We start from the raw sequence: 15,896 nt of genomic DNA on the forward strand, positions 1-15,896 counted from the left end.
CGAATGCGGTGTGTCAGCTCCACATAAGTTGACTGATATACCGCATTCGCGAGCAAGCCCGCTCCCACATTTAGGCTGCATTTCAAATTGCGATCGCGGTCACTCGTCACTGCTGTGCACCACCACCAGCAACTGCGCCTGCACCTGCCCCACCGAGCGAATCCGGTGAGGTTTCTGTGCATTGAAATGCAGCGCATCGCCCCGCTCCAGAATCACCCGCTCATTCATAAAGTCCACTTCCACCTGGCCTTCGTGCACAAACAAAAACTCCTCGCCCAGATGCTCCTTGAAGGTCTTGTCAGTGAACTCTGCCGGCGGGTAGATGATGAACGGCAGCAGGCTGCGCTCGCTGACCTGATGGGCCAGCACCGCATAACCCGGCGCGGTGTCGGGGCGTTCGTGGCTGCGCACCAGGCTGTAGCTGTCGAGGCTCACGTTGTCTTCGCTGAACAGTTCTTCGACCTTCACGTTCAACGCCTTGGCCAGTTTCAGCGCGGCGGCGATCGACGGCGTGTTGAGCCCACGTTCGACCTTGGACAGATAACTCTTGGTCATCCCGGACTTTTCGGCCAGCGACTCCAGGGTAACGCCAAGTTTTTTTCTCAATAATTTCAAACGGATAGACATGTGCTGCGGTTAATCCCTGCAGAAAAGGCAGAATCACGCTTGCCTATGACACAAAGTGTCATATAGCATCTTTAGTGTCATTTGCTCTAACCCAAAGGACACCGATATGGCCAAGACATTAGCACTTCCCAAAGACCAACTGGTCAAGCAAGCACTGATCCAGATGCAAAACAGCCTGGCGGATAATACGTGGACCGACCGGCAAAAGCTGGCGCTCACTTGCCGCATCCTGTTCGAACACGGCCATGACTCAGGCCTCGCCGGGCAGATCACTGCACGTGGGCCCACGCCTGGCACCTATTACACTCAGCAATTGGGCCTGGGTTTCGATGAAATCACGGCCAGCAATCTGTTGCTGGTCAACGAAGACCTCGAAGTACTCGAGGGGCATGGCATCCCCAACCCGGCCAACCGTTTTCACACCTGGGTGTACCGTGGGCGGCCGGATGTGAACTGCATCATCCATACGCACCCCACGCATATTGCCGCGCTGTCGATGCTGGAAGTGCCGCTGCAGGTGTCGCATATGGACTTGTGCCCGCTGTACGAAGATTGTGCCTTCCTGGAAGCCTGGCCGGGCGTGCCGGTGGGCAATGAAGAAGGCGAAATCATCACCACAGCCCTGGGCGACAAGCGCGCAATTCTGCTCTCGCACCACGGTCAGCTGTCCACCGGCGCGAGCATCGAGGAAGCCTGCGTCATCGCGCAGTTGATCGAACGGGCGGCCAAGTTGCAGTTGCTGGCGATGTCGGCGGGCACCATCAAGCCGATCCTGCCCGAACTGGGTCGTGAAGCCCATGACTGGATCTCCAAGCCCAAGCGCCATGGCGCCGCGTTCAACTACTACGCCCGGCAGAACCTGCGCAAACACGCCGATTGCCTGAACTGATTGCCCTTTTTCACGCGGAGACTTCCCATGTCCAACCCCACTATTCACGGCATCATCGGCTACACCATCACCCCATTCAGCGCCGACGGCCAGCGCATTGACCTCGACGCCCTCGGCCGCTCCATCGACCGCCTTATCGACAGCGGCGTACACGCCATCGCACCTTTGGGCAGCACCGGTGAAGGCGCGTATTTGAGCGATGCGGAATGGGATGAAGTCAGCGCCTACAGCCTTGCGAAAATCGCCAGGCGCGTACCCACAGTTGTCAGCGTGTCTGACTTGACCACCGCCAAAGCCGTGCGTCGCGCCCGTTATGCCGAAGCCAATGGCGCCGATGTAGTGATGGTGCTGCCGGCCTCGTACTGGAAACTCAGCGAAGCGGAAATCCTCGCCCACTACGCCGCGATTGGCGACAGCATCGGCGTGCCGATCATGCTCTACAACAACCCGGCTACCAGTGGCACCGACATGTCGGTGGACTTGATCCTGCGCATCGTCAAGCAGGTGCCGAACGTGACCATGGTCAAGGAGAGCACCGGCGATATTCAGCGCATGCACCAGTTGCATCGCCACAGCGACGTGCCGTTCTACAACGGCTGCAACCCACTGGCGCTGGAAGCCTTCGCCGCAGGTGCCAAGGGTTGGTGCACGGCGGCGCCGAACCTGATCCCGCAGCTGAACCTGGATTTGTACGACGCGGTGCTGGCCAACGACCTGAATAAAGCGCGAGAACTGTTCTATCGCCAGTTGCCGTTGCTGGAATTCATCCTCAAGGGCGGCTTGCCGGCGACGATCAAGGCCGGCTTGCGGCTGACCGGGCTGGAAGCGGGCGATCCGCGGTTGCCGGTGTTCCCGCTGGGTGAGGCAGGAATCGAACGACTGAAGACACTATTGAGCTAGAGCCACAATCCCCTGTGGGAGCGGGCTTGCTCGCGAATGCGGTGGTTCAGTCGCCAAATAGGCTGGCTGACACTCCGCATTCGCGAGCAAGCCCGCTCCCACATTTTTGCTCCCATGAACCCGTTTCATAGAGACAAATGACAATAGTTCTCGATATCATTCGCGACTTTTCTACGTCGTGCTTCGTCAAGAAGGATATCCATGTCTCGTCCCAAGCCCGACCCGTTGTCGGCCGATGCCTTTCGCGGGTTTTATGCAGATATCCTGCATTTCCTGCGCAAACGCACGGACAACGCCAGCGACGCGGCGGACATGACCCAGGATGTCTTCACCCAGTGGCTGGACTACCGCGACCGCGCCAAGGTTGAGCAGCCACGGGCGTTTCTGTTCCAGATGGCGCGCAACCTGTTGCGCGATCACTGGCGCAAACAGAAGGTACGCCAGAGCGCCCATTCCGACCCGGCCGACGCTGACACGGAGCCGGTCACCGACGCGCAAAACGACCCCATGGCCGCCGCGCAACGCCTGCAACGCCTGGAACAGTTGAAAGAAGTCCTTGCCGAACTCTCGCCCCGCAGGCGAGAAGCCCTTATGCTGCACCGCTTCGAAGGCTTGAGCCAGGCGCAGATCGCCGAGCGCATGGGCATTTCCACCAGCATGGTAGAAAAGCACATCGCTTTTGCCCTGCTGCATTGCAAACGACGCCTTCAACCAGAACCCGGCACGGAGCAGCCAGAATGAACCGCCTGAGCGACATCGACGCCCTGGATATCGAGGCAAGCGACTCCATCGATGCCCAAGCCGCCAGCTGGTTTGCCCGCAACCGCAATGGCGCAGCGCGTGCCGAGCGCAAAGCCTTTGCCGCCTGGCAGGCAACGCCCGCTCATGCCCGTGCCTATGCCGAATTCGAACAACTGTGGGACGACCTCGCCCAGTTGCAGCAACTGAACAAACCCGTACCGCTGCCCCAGCGCAAACCCTCCCTACTGCGCCCGGCCCTGGCCGTGGCCGCCGCACTGGTCTGCGCGGTGCTGGCGACGAATATCGGTGCGCCCCGCGAGCTCTATCACAGCCAGATTGCCGGGCACGCCAAAGGCATGCGCACCCTCGCCCTGCCCGACGGCAGCACGCTGTATGTGAATGCCAACACCCACCTGCGCGTGGATTTCAGCGCGCATCAGCGCATCCTGCATCTGGACAAGGGCCAGGTCTTTATCGAAGTCGCCGCCGACAAAGAGCGCCCGCTCTACGTGCAAGCCGGCGAGGCCAATGTGCGGGTGGTCGGCACCGGGTTTGACGTGCGACGTAGCCAGCAACAACTGGTGGTCAGCGTCGCCCACGGCCAGGTCGCCTTCGAGCCGGACGCCAAAAGCCCGGTGGCGTTGCTCGGCGCGCAGCAACGTGCCACGTACAGCTACGCCAAGGGCACCGTGCAGCAACAGACACTCACCACCGAAGAAGTGGCCGATTGGCGCAGTGGGCACCTGTCGTTTCGCAATCGAGAGTTGGCCAGCCTGATCGATGAACTGAGCCTCTACCGACCTCAAGCCCCCTTGCAGGTCAACAAAGCCGTGGCGCAACTGAAGGTCTCGGGCAATCTGGATGTGAATGACCCGGACGCCCTGCTCAGCGCCCTGCCCGCCCTGCTGCCGGTTAAAACCGTGGCCTCGGCCGATGGCATTGTCCGCATCGAACCGCTCAAGTAAGGCCTGCAAAAACCACACTTGAGAATATTTTGCATTCGCATGTGTGGTTTTTTGCAGCTGCCCCGTCTTCCTCCCGACTGTGTTGGATACGCACACCTTTTTGGCTATTTAGCCGCCCCGGGGGATTTCATGTTTCGCGCGCCTTGCCACGCTTCGCACCTGTTGCTTCGACCGACCCTTATTGCCACCTGCATGGCCTTGAGCCTCAGCGCCCAGGCCGAGTCGCTCAGGCTGCAACTGCCCGCCCAATCGCTGGCCACGTCCCTGAGCTTTGTCGCGCAGCAGGCGAAAATCCAGCTGTTGTTCGATGAAACACTGCTCAAGCATGTGCAGGCGCCAGCTCTCAACGGTGAATTCAGCCCGGAAGTGGCGATTCGCAGCTTGCTGAAAAACGGCGAGTTCACCCTGATCAAAATCGGCAACACCTACGTGGTGCGCCCCGACGAGGGCAAAACCACCCACAGCGGCGCCATCCAGCTGGATGCCCTCAGCGTGATCGGCACCGGTAACGAAGTCGACTCCAGCACCGTCAACCGCTCGACCATGACCCAGGCCGACATCGACCGCTACCAGTCCAACAATATCCCCAGCCTGTTGCAGACCTTGCCCGGCGTGAGCCAGGGCGGCTCGCTCAAGCCCGGCGGCCAGACCATCAATATTCGAGGTTTCGGCGATGCCGAAGACGTGCCGATGACCGTCGACGGCGCCACCAAAACCGGCTTTGAGCGCTACCAGCAAGGCACGGTGTTTATCGAGCCCGAGCTGATCAAGAGCATCGAAGTCGAGAAAGGCCCCAACTCGCCGTTCACCGGCAACGGCGGCTTTGGCGGCACGGTCAACATGACCACCAAGGATGCCCCGGACCTTTTGCAAGACGGTCGCAACAGCGGCGCAATGCTCAAATACGGCTACTCCAGCAATGACCACGAACAGATCTACAGCAGTGCCGTGTACGGCCGCACCGACGACGGCCGTTTCGACGCACTGGCCTACCTGACCCAGCGCGACGGCGGCGACATGAAGGTGGCCGGCAAACTGCCCAACGACAATAACCAATACCCGGTCAACCCGCAGCGCCTGCCCAACAGCGCCCAGGACGTGGATGGCAAACTGTTCAAGGTCAACGCCCGCTTCACCGAGGAGCACAGCGTTGGTCTGTCTTACTCGCGCTCCCACAGCAACCGCTGGACGCCGTTTTCCGCCGCCAGCTACCCGACGCCGCCGACCCAGGCCAACATCGACCGCTACGGTTACGAAAACGCGCTGAAGCGTTTTTTAGCCCAACGTGACACCACCGACACCACGTGGTCGGGCAAGTACGAATACACGCCGGTGAATAACCCGCTGATCGACCTGACCGTCAAATATTCCCAATCCAACACCGACCAGACCGACGAACGCGACGCCACCGCGTTTTTCCAACTGGCCACCGGCGGGCGCAAAATGGACACCGCCTACACCGACAAGAACCTCGACATCCGCAACGTCAGCCTGTTTGACACCGGCCCCTTGCAGCACGCGGTGACCGTCGGCGGGCAGATCCGCAAGCACATCCGCGAAACCGAAATGTGGATGCCCGGCACCACCTACAACACCGCGCGCTACAACTACGGGCACTTCCAGCCGGGCTTCATGCCCCACGGCAAGGTCGACACCAACAGTTTCTTTGTCCAGGACGCAGTCACCGTGGGCGACGTGACCATCACCCCGTCGCTGCGCTATGACCATGTGCGCAACCGTGGCGAAGGCAATGACGCGCCCTACTACAACAACCCGGATCCGTCCTTCGGCCACGACTACAGCGACCGCACCTACACCGGCTGGTCGCCGCGCCTGGCGCTGTTCTGGAACGTCACGCCGAACCTGGGGCTGTTCGCCAACTGGAGCAAGACCTGGCGTGCGCCGGTGATCGACGAGCAGTATGAGGTGCAAGGCCTGGGCAGCCGCACCGCGACCAGCGTCGACCTCGACCCGGAGCGCATCACTTCGATCACGCTGGGTGGCGTTACCAGCTTCGACAACCTGATTGCCCAGAACGATAACCTGCAAGTACGCGCCACGCTGTTCCACAACAAAGTCGAAGACGAAATCTTCAAGGCCACCGGCGTTGGTTGCCAGAACCAGGCCGTCAACGGTGGCACCATTGCCAACGCGTGCCCGCCTGGGGCGATGTCCAACTACCGCAACATCGGCGGCCTGACCATCAAGGGCTTTGAGCTGGAGTCTTTCTACAACTCCACCTACCTGTTCGGCTCGGTGTCGTTCGCCTACGCCAAGGGTGAACACGAAGGCGCCTACACCAACCCGTGGGGCCCGGATGTGCCGGCCCGCGATATTCCACCGACCAAATGGGTGCTGGTACTGGGCACCAACATCCCGGCCTGGGACGCCCAAGTGGGCTGGATGGGCCAGTTCATTGGCGCGACCGATCGCTTGCCGAGTGACAAATACTCCGGCGGCCCGGGCAGCAGTCTGGGCGACCTGTTCTACGACCAATACGGCAACAAGGCCTACAACACCCAAGGCCTGTTCGCCAAATGGAAGCCGCAACAGGCCTACCTCAAAGGCACCGAGGTGAACTTCACCGTGGACAACCTGTTCAACAACAACTTCCGCCCGGCCTTGAGCGGTGATCGTGCCTACACCAAGGGCCGCGATGCGAAGGTCAGCATTACGCGGTTCTTCTAAGTGTGGGAGCTGGCTTGCCTGCGATGCAGACACCTCGGTAAATCAGTTACACCGAGGTGATGGTTTCGCGAGCAAGCCCGCTCCCACACAGGCCAGCTCCACATAACATCAACTGTACGGATAAATCTGCGACCAGCTGTAGACCCTCAATCGGCGGGGGTTGTGGCTAGATGGGCTTCCCTTGAAGCCCTCCAGATTCGGGTCGCCACTCATGAGCTCGCGCGAAAACACCGGCATGGCCCTCGGCCTGCTGGGCGTCATTATCTTCAGCCTGACATTGCCCTTCACCCGCATCGTGGTGCAGGAGATCCACCCCTTGCTCAACGGCCTTGGCCGGGCGTTATTCGCGGCGATCCCGGCGGCGGCGCTGTTGCTGTGGCGCCGGGAAAGCTGGCCAACCTGGCGCCAGGTGCGCGGGCTGTGCCTGGTCATCCTCGGTGTGATCCTTGGCTTCCCCGTGCTCTCGGCCTGGGCCATGCAAACCCTGCCGGCGTCCCATGGCGCGCTGGTCAACGGTTTGCAGCCGCTGTGCGTGGCGTTGTATGCGGCGTGGCTGTCCCATGAGCGGCCGTCAAAAGCCTTCTGGGCCTGCGCGGCGCTGGGCAGTGCGCTGGTGCTCGGTTACGCGTTGATCACGGGCGCCGGCAGTATTCAAGCCGGGGATTTGCTGATGTTCGCAGCCATCGCCCTGGGCGGCCTGGGGTATGCCGAAGGCGGCCGGTTGGCCAAGGAAATGGGCGGTTGGCAAGTGATCTGCTGGGCGCTGGTGCTGTCGACGCCCGTATTGATCGGCCCGGTGTGGTACCTGGCCGCGCAGCACCAGGGCGCGATTTCCATGGGCACCTGGTGGGCGTTTGGGTATGTGTCGCTGTTCTCGCAGTTTTTGGGGTTCTTTGCCTGGTACGCCGGGCTGGCCATGGGCGGCATTGCGCGGGTCAGCCAGATTCAGCTGTTGCAGATCTTCTTCACCATCGCATTTTCGGCGTTGTTCTTTGGTGAACATATCGAGCCGATTACCTGGGTGTTTGCGTGTGGCGTGATCGTGACGGTGATGCTCGGGCGCAAGACGGCGGTGCAGCCTGCGCCGACCTCAAAGATGAATGCGATCTAAATGTGGGAGCGGGCCTGCTCGCGAAGGCGGTGCATCAGTCACCTGATAGGTTGGCTGACACTGCGCATTCGCGAGCAAGCCCGCTCCCACATTCTGGTCCTTTTTTCAGCCTAAATAGCCATCCGCGCGCAGCAGGGTTTCCAGGCAGTGTTCGCTGATGTGGTAGAACGCCTTCAACTGCTGGATTTTTTCCAACAGTTGCGCGTTGTCGATTGGCTCGGTGCGCTTGACCGCCAGAATCATCTTGTTCTTGTTGGTGTGCTCCAACGAGATGAACTCGAACACCTTGGTCTCGTAGCCACAGGCTTCCAGGAACAGCGCGCGCAAGCTGTCGGTGACCATTTCCGCCTGCTGGCCCAGGTGCAGGCCGTATTGCAGCATCGGCTTGAGCAGCAGCGGGCTCTGGATCTGCAGGCGGATCTGTTTGTGGCAGCACGGCGAGCACATGATGATCGACGCACCGGAACGGATGCCGGTGTGGATCGCGTAGTCGGTGGCAATATCGCAGGCATGCAGGGCGATCATCACCTCCAGTTCACTGGGCGCCACGCTGCGCACATCACCGCATTTGAACACCAGCCCCGGATGCTCCAGGCGCGCGGCAGCGGCGTTGCACAGGGTCACCATGTCTTCACGTAATTCCACACCCGTCACTTCGCCCTCGGCCTTGAGGGTATTGCGCAGGTAATCGTGGATGGCGAACGTGAGGTAGCCCTTGCCCGAACCGAAATCTGCCACGCGCACCGGTTGGTCGAGCTTCAACGGCGATGAAGTCAGCGCATGGCTGAACACTTCGATGAACTTGTTGATCTGCTTCCACTTGCGCGACATCGACGGGATCAGCGCCTGCCTGGCGTCGGTGACGCCCAGGTCAGCGAGGAAGGGCCGGCTCAAGTCGAGGAAGCGGTTTTTCTCGCGGTTATGCTCAGCCGAAGGCGCCTCGCGTAATTGCTGCGGCTTGCTTTTGAACAGCGAGCTTTTGTTCTTTTTGCTGTATTCCAGCTGGGCTTCGTCGGTCAGCGACAACAGGTGCGCATTCTTGAACGACGCCGGCAGCAGCGCGGCAATCACCGCCACGCCTTCGGCCAGCGGCAAGTTCTTGGTGATGTCACGGGTCTTGTAGCGATAGACAAAGGACAGGCACGCCTGCTCCTTGACCGTCACAGGCTTGATGATCAGCCGCTGCAACTCGGCTTCCTCACCAACGTACTTGGCCAGCACCAGCTTGATAAACGCGTTCTGCGCCAGGCTTACGCTCAGCAGTTCGATGAACTGGGCGTGATGATCCGGCGCAGGGCTGGCAGGTTGAGCGGTGACAGACATGAACAAAAACGCCTCGGGCAAAGAATGCCGGGCATTTTAGGGGGGATGAGGGTTTAGGGCACGGGGTTATTTGATCAACGGTCAAATCCCATGGGCTGCACAGAACCCATGTGGGAGCGGCGGTGCTTGGAGTTACTCCAGCACGATCAAGCGGTTAGGCAGCTCATTACGCGTCTGCGTCACCGGCACATGCACCTTTAGCAGCTCGCCACACGCTTCGATGCAATCAATAAACCCCGCCAGCGTCTGCCCCTGCTTCACCTGCTGGGTGAACGCCTTGACGATGCCTTCCCAGCTGTCGTCATCCAGGTGCCTGGAAATACCGTCGTCCACCAGGATTTCCACATACCGCTCCGCCTCGCTGACAAAAATCAGCACGCCGGTGCTGCCCAGCGTGTGGTGCAGGTTCTGTTCCAGGAACTGTCGCCGCGCCAGGTTCGACGCACGCCAATGCCGTACCGAACGCGGAATCAGCCGGGTGGTGACCATGGGCAGGCGAAACACCAGGCACAGCACAATGAAGGTCGCCCATTGCGCCAACAGCAAGGTGTACATGGTCAGGTAGCCCGACAGGTAGTGCACGATGCCAGGCACCACCAAGGCGATCAGGCTGGCCCATAGCAGCGGGATATAGGCGTAATCATCAGCACGCGCGGCCAGCACGGTGACCAGCTCGGCGTCGGTGGTTTTTTCGACGCGCGCGATCGCTTCGGCGACTTGGCGCTGCTCGTGTTCAGTCAGTAATGCCATGGTTGTAGATGCTCTGTTCTAGTTATTGTCATTACCAGCCACCCGAGGCACCACCGCCGCCAAAACCACCGCCGCCGCCTCTGAAGCCACCACCGCCGCCCCCGCCACCGCCGCCGCGTCCACTGCTGCTGAGGATCGCCAGCAAGATAGCGCCAACGGGCAGCCCCAGCCGATTACACAGCCACAACACGCCGATCAGCAGGATGAACAAGCCGATGGAAAACCCCGGATTGTCCTTGGCAAAATTCGCATCCGCCACATGGGCCGGCACAGCCAGCGGCTCGCCGCCCACCACCTGAATCATGGCCGCAACGCCGTCGCTGATGCCCTGGCTGTAATTACCGGCCTTGAACTTGGGTGCGATCACCTGGTTGATGATCACCCACGACTGCGCATCGGTCAGCACGCCTTCGAGGCCATAACCGACTTCGATGCGCAATTTGCGCTCATCACGGGCGACGATCAACAGCGCGCCATTGTCCTTGCCCTTCTGGCCAATGCCCCACTGGCGGCCCAATTGATAACCGTAGTCCTCAATGGGCACGCCTTGCAGGTCGGGCACGGTCACCACCACGATCTGGTCGCCCGAGGTTTGCTCCAGCGCCTGCAATTGCTGGGTCAGCTGCGCACGTACCGCCGGGTCGATCATCTGCGCGGTGTCTACCACCCGCCCGGTCAACGCCGGGAAGGTCAGCGCCGCCTGGGCCACGCCCACGCAGGCCAGCAGCCACAGCGCCAAGCCTATCCGTAATAAACGCATCGACACCTCAGAGAAGCCTTATTTGAACTTCACTTGCGGCGCTTTATCGGCGTCGGCACTGGTGGCCTCAAACGTGGCGCGGATCGGCAAGTCGCTGTACATCACGCTATGCCACAGGCGGCCCGGGAAGGTGCGGATCTCGGTGTTGTAAGCCTGCACCGCCTGGATAAAGTCGCGACGGGCCACGGCGATACGGTTTTCGGTGCCTTCAAGTTGAGACTGCAACGCCAGGAAGTTCTGGTTGGCTTTGAGGTCCGGGTAGCGCTCGGACACCACCATCAAACGGCTAAGCGCACCGCTCAGGCCGTCCTGGGCTTGCTGGAACTGCTTGAGTTTCTCCGGGTTGTCGAGGGTGCTGGCATCCACCTGGATAGAAGTGGCCTTGGCGCGTGCTTCAATCACAGCGGTGAGGGTGTCTTGCTCATGGGCCGCATAGCCCTTGACTACTTCCACCAGGTTGGGAATCAGGTCGGCGCGGCGTTGGTACTGGTTCTGCACCTGGCCCCAGGCGGCCTTGGCCTGTTCGTCCAGGGTCGGAATGGTATTGATGCCGCAACCGCTCAGCACCGTGCTGATCAGTAGCAAAGCCGCGGCCTTGAAGCCCCAGCGGTAATGTTGTGCTGCTTGCATAGTGTTTCTCCTGCCCAATCTGGATGGAATGTGATGACTAACCCTATAAACCGCGCGCTTGGGGCATAATCCGCCACCCCTGGATTGCATCGAGCCAATCAGCTAAAAAGATGCCCAGCGCGAATAAGAGTTCACAAGTGTCGTGCATTAAGTGCAATAACACTCGAACAACAACATAGGTTCCCCCACATTTTGGCAGACCAGCGCAATTTCGCTGTGCAGTAGCCGAAAAAGGATATTCATGAAAAAGCTGTGTTTGCTCGGCCTTGTTGCCACTCTGGCCAGTCACCCCGTATGGGCAGAAACAAAGCCTGCTGCGCTTAAAGACAAGGACGCCTTCGTCAGTGACCTGCTCAAGCAGATGACCCTGGATGAAAAGATCGGCCAATTGCGCCTGATCAGCATCGGCCCGGAGATGCCCCGCGAGCTGATCCGCAAGGAAATCGCCGCCGGCCGCATCGGCGGCACCTTCAACTCGATCACCCGCCCGGAAAACCGTCCGATGCAGGACGCGGCCATGCGCAGCCGGTTGAAGATCCCGATGTTCTTCGCCTATGACGTGATCCACGGCCACCGCACGATTTTCCCGATCAGCCTGGCCCTCGCCTCCAGCTGGGACATGGACGCCATCGGCCGCTCCGGGCGCATCGCCGCCCAGGAAGCCGCCGCCGACAGCCTCGACATCACCTTTGCGCCGATGGTCGACATCTCCCGCGACCCGCGCTGGGGCCGCACCTCCGAAGGTTTTGGTGAAGACACCTACCTGGTCTCGCGCATTGCCGAAGTGATGGTCAAAGCCTTCCAGGGCGCAAGCCCGGCAAATGCCGACAGCATCATGGCCAGCGTCAAGCACTTCGCCCTGTATGGCGCGGTGGAAGGCGGTCGCGACTACAACGTGGTCGACATGAGCCCGGTCAAGATGTACCAGGACTACCTGCCGCCGTACCACGCGGCGATCAAGGCCGGTTCCGGCGGCGTGATGGTGGCTTTGAATTCGATCAATGGCGTACCGGCCACCGCCAACACCTGGCTGATGAACGACCTGCTGCGCAAAGACTGGGGCTTCAAAGGTTTGGCCGTGAGCGACCATGGCGCGATCTTCGAACTGATCAAGCATGGCGTGGCCAAGGACGGGCGTGAAGCTGCCAAGCTGGCGATCAAGGCCGGCATCGACATGAGCATGAACGACTCGCTGTACGGCAAGGAATTGCCTGGCCTGCTCAAGTCCGGCGAAATCGAGCAAAGCGACATCGACAATGCCGTGCGCGAAGTGCTCGGCGCCAAGTACGACATGGGCCTGTTCAAAGACCCGTACCTGCGTATCGGCAAGGCCGAAGACGACCCGGCCGACACCTATGCCGACAGCCGCCTGCACCGCAGCGATGCGCGCGATATCGCCCGCCGCAGCCAGGTCTTGCTGAAAAACCACAACAACACCCTGCCGCTGAAAAAATCCGCGACCATCGCCCTGGTCGGCCCGCTGGCCAAGGCACCAATCGACATGATGGGCAGTTGGGCCGCTGCCGGTAAGCCTGAACAATCCGTCACGCTGCTGGACGGCATGAACGCTGTAATCGGCGACAAAGGCAAAATCATCTACGCCCGTGGCGCCAACATCACCAACGACAAGGCCGTGGTCGACTACCTCAACTTCCTCAACTTCGATGCGCCGGAAGTGGTCGATGACACCCGCCCAGCCCAGGTGATGATCGACGAAGCCGTCAAGGCCGCCAAGGACGCCGACGTAGTGGTCGCCGCTGTGGGCGAGTCCCGTGGCATGTCCCATGAGTCCTCCAGCCGCACCGACCTGAACATTCCGCAAAGCCAGCGCGACCTGATCAAGGCGCTCAAGGCCACCGGCAAACCGCTGGTCTTGGTGCTGATGAACGGCCGCCCGCTGTCGATTGTGGATGAAAACAAAGAGGCTGACGCAATCCTGGAAACCTGGTTCGCCGGCACCGAAGGCGGCAACGCCATCGCCGACGTGCTGTTCGGTGACTACAACCCGTCGGGCAAGCTGCCGATCACCTTCCCCCGCTCGGTGGGGCAGATTCCGACCTACTACAACCACCTGAGCATCGGCCGGCCGTTCACCCCGGGCAAACCGGGCAACTACACCTCGCAGTACTTCGATGACGTCACCGGGCCGCTGTTCCCGTTCGGTTATGGCCTGAGCTACAGCACGTTCAGCCTGTCGGACATGGCGCTGTCGTCCACCACCCTGAACAAGACCGGCAAGCTCGACGCCAGCGTCACCGTGAAGAACACCGGCAAGGTCGATGGCGAAACCGTGGTGCAGTTGTATATCCAGGACGTGGCCGGCTCGATGATCCGCCCGGTCAAAGAGCTGAAGAACTTCCAGAAGGTCATGCTCAAGGCCGGTGAAGAACGCACGCTGCACTTCACCATCACCGAGGAAGACTTGAAGTTCTACAACACCCAGCTCAAGTTCGCCGCCGAACCGGGCGAGTTCAATGTGCAGATCGGGTTGGATTCCCAGGATGTACAGCAGCAGACGTTCGAACTGCTCTGATGATCGTTCCCACGCTCCGCGTGGGAATGCAGCTCGGGACGCTCCGCGTCCCACCGCGTGACACGGAGCGTCACAAGAGGCATTCCCACGCAGAGCGTGGGAATGATCACATATCAGCCGCGCCGATCCAGCAGGTTGACCACCAACCGATCAATCCAGCCCCACACCCGCTGCTTCACCCGCCGCCACAGTGGCCGCGCCTTCCAAGCCTCCAGGCTGACTGCCTGGCTCTTGGCAAAATCACGCTCGAAACTGCCCGCCACCGCCTGCGTCAACTCTGGGTCCAGCGCCTCCAGGTTGGCCTCCAGGTTAAAGCGCAAATTCCAGTGGTCGAAATTGCACGAGCCAACGCTCACCCAATCATCCACCAGCACCATTTTCAGGTGCAAAAAGCACGGCTGGTATTCAAAGATCTGCACGCCAGCGCGCAGCAAACGCGGGTAATAACGGTGCCCGGCATAACGCACCGATGGGTGATCAGTGCGCGGGCCAGTGAGCAATAACCGCACGTCTACACCGCGCCCAGCCGCCCGGCGCAAGGCACGGCGTACACTCCAGGTCGGTAGAAAATACGGGGTAGCCAGCCAGATGCGCGATTTGCTGCTGTTCAGCGCGCGGATCAGCGACTGCAAAATATCGCGGTGCTGGCGGGCATCGGCATAGGCCACGCGGCCCAGGCCAGGCCCGGTGGCCGGCACCTTGGGCAGACGCGGCAAACCGAAGTGGGTGGCGGGTTTCCACTCACGGCGCGCCGCGTTGGCGTGCCATTGGCGGTCGAACAATGCCTGCCAGTCCAGCACCAACGGGCCGCTGATCTGCACCATCACTTCATGCCAGTCGGCGGTGTCTTGCCCTGGCGTCCAGAACTCATCGGTGACGCCGGTGCCGCCGACCACGGCGATGTGCTGGTCGATCAGCAGCAGTTTGCGATGGTCGCGGTACAGGTTGCGCATCCAACGGCGCCAGCTCAGGCGATTGTAGAAGCGCAGCTCCACGCCTGCGTCAGTCAGACGTTTACGCAGCCCCAACGTGAAGGCCAGGCTGCCGTAATCATCAAACAGGCAGCGCACCTGCACGCCGCGCTCGGCGGCCTGCACCAATGCCTGCACCATGGCCTCGGCACAGGCGCCAGCCTCGACCAGGTACAACTCCAGATCGACTTGCCGCTCAGCGCGGGCAATGCCCACCAGCATCTGCGGGAAGAAACTCGGCCCGTCGATCAGCAACTCGAAGCGGTTGGCGCTGCGCCACGGGAACACTGCGCCACTCATGTCAGCGCGCCGTGAAAATCAGCACCGCACCGACCGGCACCGACAAACTGATCGACGCCAGGCCGGCCGCCTTGCGCAGCGCCGCCACACCCGGCACCAAATCGAAATCCTCGGCATGCAGCACCACAGGTTCCAGGGTCACCACCTGGAAGCGCCGGTCATCCAGCCGCGTGGCGAGCAGTTCGGCGCTGTAGGTCTGGGTCTTGCCGTGCAGGGTCACTGACAATGGCAGGCGCAATTCAATTTGCGCGCCGGGGGCCAGGTCATTGATCGGTTGCAGATTAATCTGCGCGCTGATCTGCGCTTCGGGGAAGGTCTTGATCTGGAACAGATCATTGCGCATGCGCTCATCGCGCAGCGGAATGCCGCTGTTGATCGACTCCATCTCGACCTCAAGCTGCGCCGCGCCTTTGCTGTCGACCTTGCCATGCAACACCAGGAAGCGATGCACCTCGGCCATCTCGGTGTTCTTGGTGGTGACGAACGACAGGCGCGAGGATTCGTTATCCAGGTACCAGTCGGCGTGGGCAGGCAAGGCGGCCGCCGTCAGCAGGGCGAAGGCCAGAGGTTTGACATTGAACATAGAAACTCGAGGGGCAAAAAACCTGCACGAACCTTAAGCGCAATCTCATGAACCGCGCAAATCCAATGTGGGAGCGGGCTTGCTCGCGAATGCGGTGGGTCAGTCAATTCATCTGTAACTGACAC

The 15,896-nt window shown here is 60.9% G+C and carries 14 protein-coding genes; 7 read left to right on the forward strand and 7 right to left on the reverse strand.

Annotated features, from left to right (window positions below; translation table 11 throughout):
* Positions 1-99: 99 nt before the first annotated feature.
* Positions 100-627, reverse strand: coding sequence for a helix-turn-helix domain-containing protein (locus tag ACTD9P_RS26530; protein ID WP_058421756.1), 528 nt, complete (start codon positions 625-627; stop codon positions 100-102).
* Between the two features lie 106 nt (positions 628-733).
* Here ACTD9P_RS26530 and ACTD9P_RS26535 point away from each other — a divergent pair, with 106 nt between their 5' ends.
* From ACTD9P_RS26535 to ACTD9P_RS26560, 6 genes are all read left to right on the forward strand, one after another.
* A complete protein-coding gene (locus ACTD9P_RS26535) occupies positions 734-1,516 on the forward strand; it encodes an aldolase (RefSeq protein ID WP_056857421.1) in 783 nt (260 codons plus the stop codon).
* A gap of 27 nt (positions 1,517-1,543) precedes the next feature.
* Positions 1,544-2,416 carry a dihydrodipicolinate synthase family protein gene (locus tag ACTD9P_RS26540; protein WP_438870003.1) on the forward strand — a complete coding sequence of 291 codons (873 nt, stop codon included), beginning with the start codon at positions 1,544-1,546 and terminating at the stop codon, positions 2,414-2,416.
* A gap of 201 nt (positions 2,417-2,617) precedes the next feature.
* Positions 2,618-3,157: an RNA polymerase sigma factor gene (locus tag ACTD9P_RS26545; RefSeq protein WP_438870004.1), complete on the forward strand. Its 540-nt coding sequence runs from the start codon at positions 2,618-2,620 to the stop codon at positions 3,155-3,157.
* Positions 3,154-4,122, forward strand: coding sequence for a FecR family protein (locus tag ACTD9P_RS26550; protein WP_438870005.1), 969 nt, complete (start codon positions 3,154-3,156; stop codon positions 4,120-4,122). Before ACTD9P_RS26545 ends, ACTD9P_RS26550 begins: the two co-directional genes overlap by 4 nt.
* Before the next feature lie 129 nt (positions 4,123-4,251).
* Complete coding sequence (locus tag ACTD9P_RS26555; protein WP_438870006.1) at positions 4,252-6,810, forward strand: TonB-dependent receptor; 2,559 nt, start codon at positions 4,252-4,254, stop codon at positions 6,808-6,810.
* A 211-nt stretch (positions 6,811-7,021) separates the two neighbouring features.
* Positions 7,022-7,921 carry a DMT family transporter gene (locus ACTD9P_RS26560; RefSeq protein ID WP_438870007.1) on the forward strand — a complete coding sequence of 300 codons (900 nt, stop codon included), beginning with the start codon at positions 7,022-7,024 and terminating at the stop codon, positions 7,919-7,921.
* A 105-nt stretch (positions 7,922-8,026) separates the two neighbouring features.
* Here ACTD9P_RS26560 and ACTD9P_RS26565 read toward each other — a convergent pair whose 3' ends face one another.
* The 4 genes from ACTD9P_RS26565 to ACTD9P_RS26580 all read right to left on the reverse strand — a co-directional run bounded on the left by ACTD9P_RS26565 (position 8,027) and on the right by ACTD9P_RS26580 (position 11,384).
* Positions 8,027-9,244 (reverse strand): class I SAM-dependent methyltransferase, encoded by a 1,218-nt coding sequence (locus ACTD9P_RS26565; protein WP_438870008.1) that lies wholly within the window; start codon positions 9,242-9,244, stop codon positions 8,027-8,029.
* Positions 9,245-9,376: 132 nt separating this feature from the next.
* Entirely contained in the window at positions 9,377-9,994 is a 618-nt protein-coding gene (locus tag ACTD9P_RS26570; protein ID WP_438870009.1) for a TPM domain-containing protein, read from the reverse strand.
* Between the two features lie 31 nt (positions 9,995-10,025).
* The gene (locus ACTD9P_RS26575) at positions 10,026-10,754 is read right to left on the reverse strand and encodes a TPM domain-containing protein (protein ID WP_026013717.1); all 729 of its coding nucleotides are present in this window, start codon (positions 10,752-10,754) and stop codon (positions 10,026-10,028) included.
* Positions 10,755-10,772: 18 nt separating this feature from the next.
* Entirely contained in the window at positions 10,773-11,384 is a 612-nt protein-coding gene (locus ACTD9P_RS26580; RefSeq protein WP_017137266.1) for a LemA family protein, read from the reverse strand.
* Between the two features lie 241 nt (positions 11,385-11,625).
* Here ACTD9P_RS26580 and bglX point away from each other — a divergent pair, with 241 nt between their 5' ends.
* A complete protein-coding gene (gene bglX / locus ACTD9P_RS26585) occupies positions 11,626-13,917 on the forward strand; it encodes a beta-glucosidase BglX (protein ID WP_438870010.1) in 2,292 nt (763 codons plus the stop codon).
* 113 nt (positions 13,918-14,030) lie between these two features.
* Here bglX and ACTD9P_RS26590 read toward each other — a convergent pair whose 3' ends face one another.
* A complete protein-coding gene (locus tag ACTD9P_RS26590; protein WP_438870011.1) occupies positions 14,031-15,188 on the reverse strand; it encodes a phospholipase D-like domain-containing protein in 1,158 nt (385 codons plus the stop codon).
* A gap of 1 nt (position 15,189) precedes the next feature.
* Positions 15,190-15,771 (reverse strand): YceI family protein, encoded by a 582-nt coding sequence (locus ACTD9P_RS26595; RefSeq protein WP_438870012.1) that lies wholly within the window; start codon positions 15,769-15,771, stop codon positions 15,190-15,192.
* Positions 15,772-15,896: the final 125 nt, after the last annotated feature.

This window comes from Pseudomonas onubensis, assembly GCF_965653655.1.
Taxonomy (GTDB): Bacteria; Pseudomonadota; Gammaproteobacteria; order Pseudomonadales; family Pseudomonadaceae; genus Aquipseudomonas.

Coding starts and splice junctions, on each gene's coding strand:
- ACTD9P_RS26570 (WP_438870009.1), bottom strand. CDS start 9,994: ATGGCATTACTGACTGAACACGAGCAGCGCCAAGTCGCCGAAGCGATC.
- ACTD9P_RS26550 (WP_438870005.1), top strand. CDS start 3,154: ATGAACCGCCTGAGCGACATCGACGCCCTGGATATCGAGGCAAGCGAC.
- ACTD9P_RS26540 (WP_438870003.1), top strand. CDS start 1,544: ATGTCCAACCCCACTATTCACGGCATCATCGGCTACACCATCACCCCA.
- ACTD9P_RS26565 (WP_438870008.1), bottom strand. CDS start 9,244: ATGTCTGTCACCGCTCAACCTGCCAGCCCTGCGCCGGATCATCACGCC.
- ACTD9P_RS26590 (WP_438870011.1), bottom strand. CDS start 15,188: ATGAGTGGCGCAGTGTTCCCGTGGCGCAGCGCCAACCGCTTCGAGTTG.
- ACTD9P_RS26545 (WP_438870004.1), top strand. CDS start 2,618: ATGTCTCGTCCCAAGCCCGACCCGTTGTCGGCCGATGCCTTTCGCGGG.
- ACTD9P_RS26580 (WP_017137266.1), bottom strand. CDS start 11,384: ATGCAAGCAGCACAACATTACCGCTGGGGCTTCAAGGCCGCGGCTTTG.
- ACTD9P_RS26530 (WP_058421756.1), bottom strand. CDS start 627: ATGTCTATCCGTTTGAAATTATTGAGAAAAAAACTTGGCGTTACCCTG.
- ACTD9P_RS26595 (WP_438870012.1), bottom strand. CDS start 15,771: ATGTTCAATGTCAAACCTCTGGCCTTCGCCCTGCTGACGGCGGCCGCC.
- ACTD9P_RS26535 (WP_056857421.1), top strand. CDS start 734: ATGGCCAAGACATTAGCACTTCCCAAAGACCAACTGGTCAAGCAAGCA.
- ACTD9P_RS26560 (WP_438870007.1), top strand. CDS start 7,022: ATGAGCTCGCGCGAAAACACCGGCATGGCCCTCGGCCTGCTGGGCGTC.
- bglX (WP_438870010.1), top strand. CDS start 11,626: ATGAAAAAGCTGTGTTTGCTCGGCCTTGTTGCCACTCTGGCCAGTCAC.
- ACTD9P_RS26575 (WP_026013717.1), bottom strand. CDS start 10,754: ATGCGTTTATTACGGATAGGCTTGGCGCTGTGGCTGCTGGCCTGCGTG.
- ACTD9P_RS26555 (WP_438870006.1), top strand. CDS start 4,252: ATGTTTCGCGCGCCTTGCCACGCTTCGCACCTGTTGCTTCGACCGACC.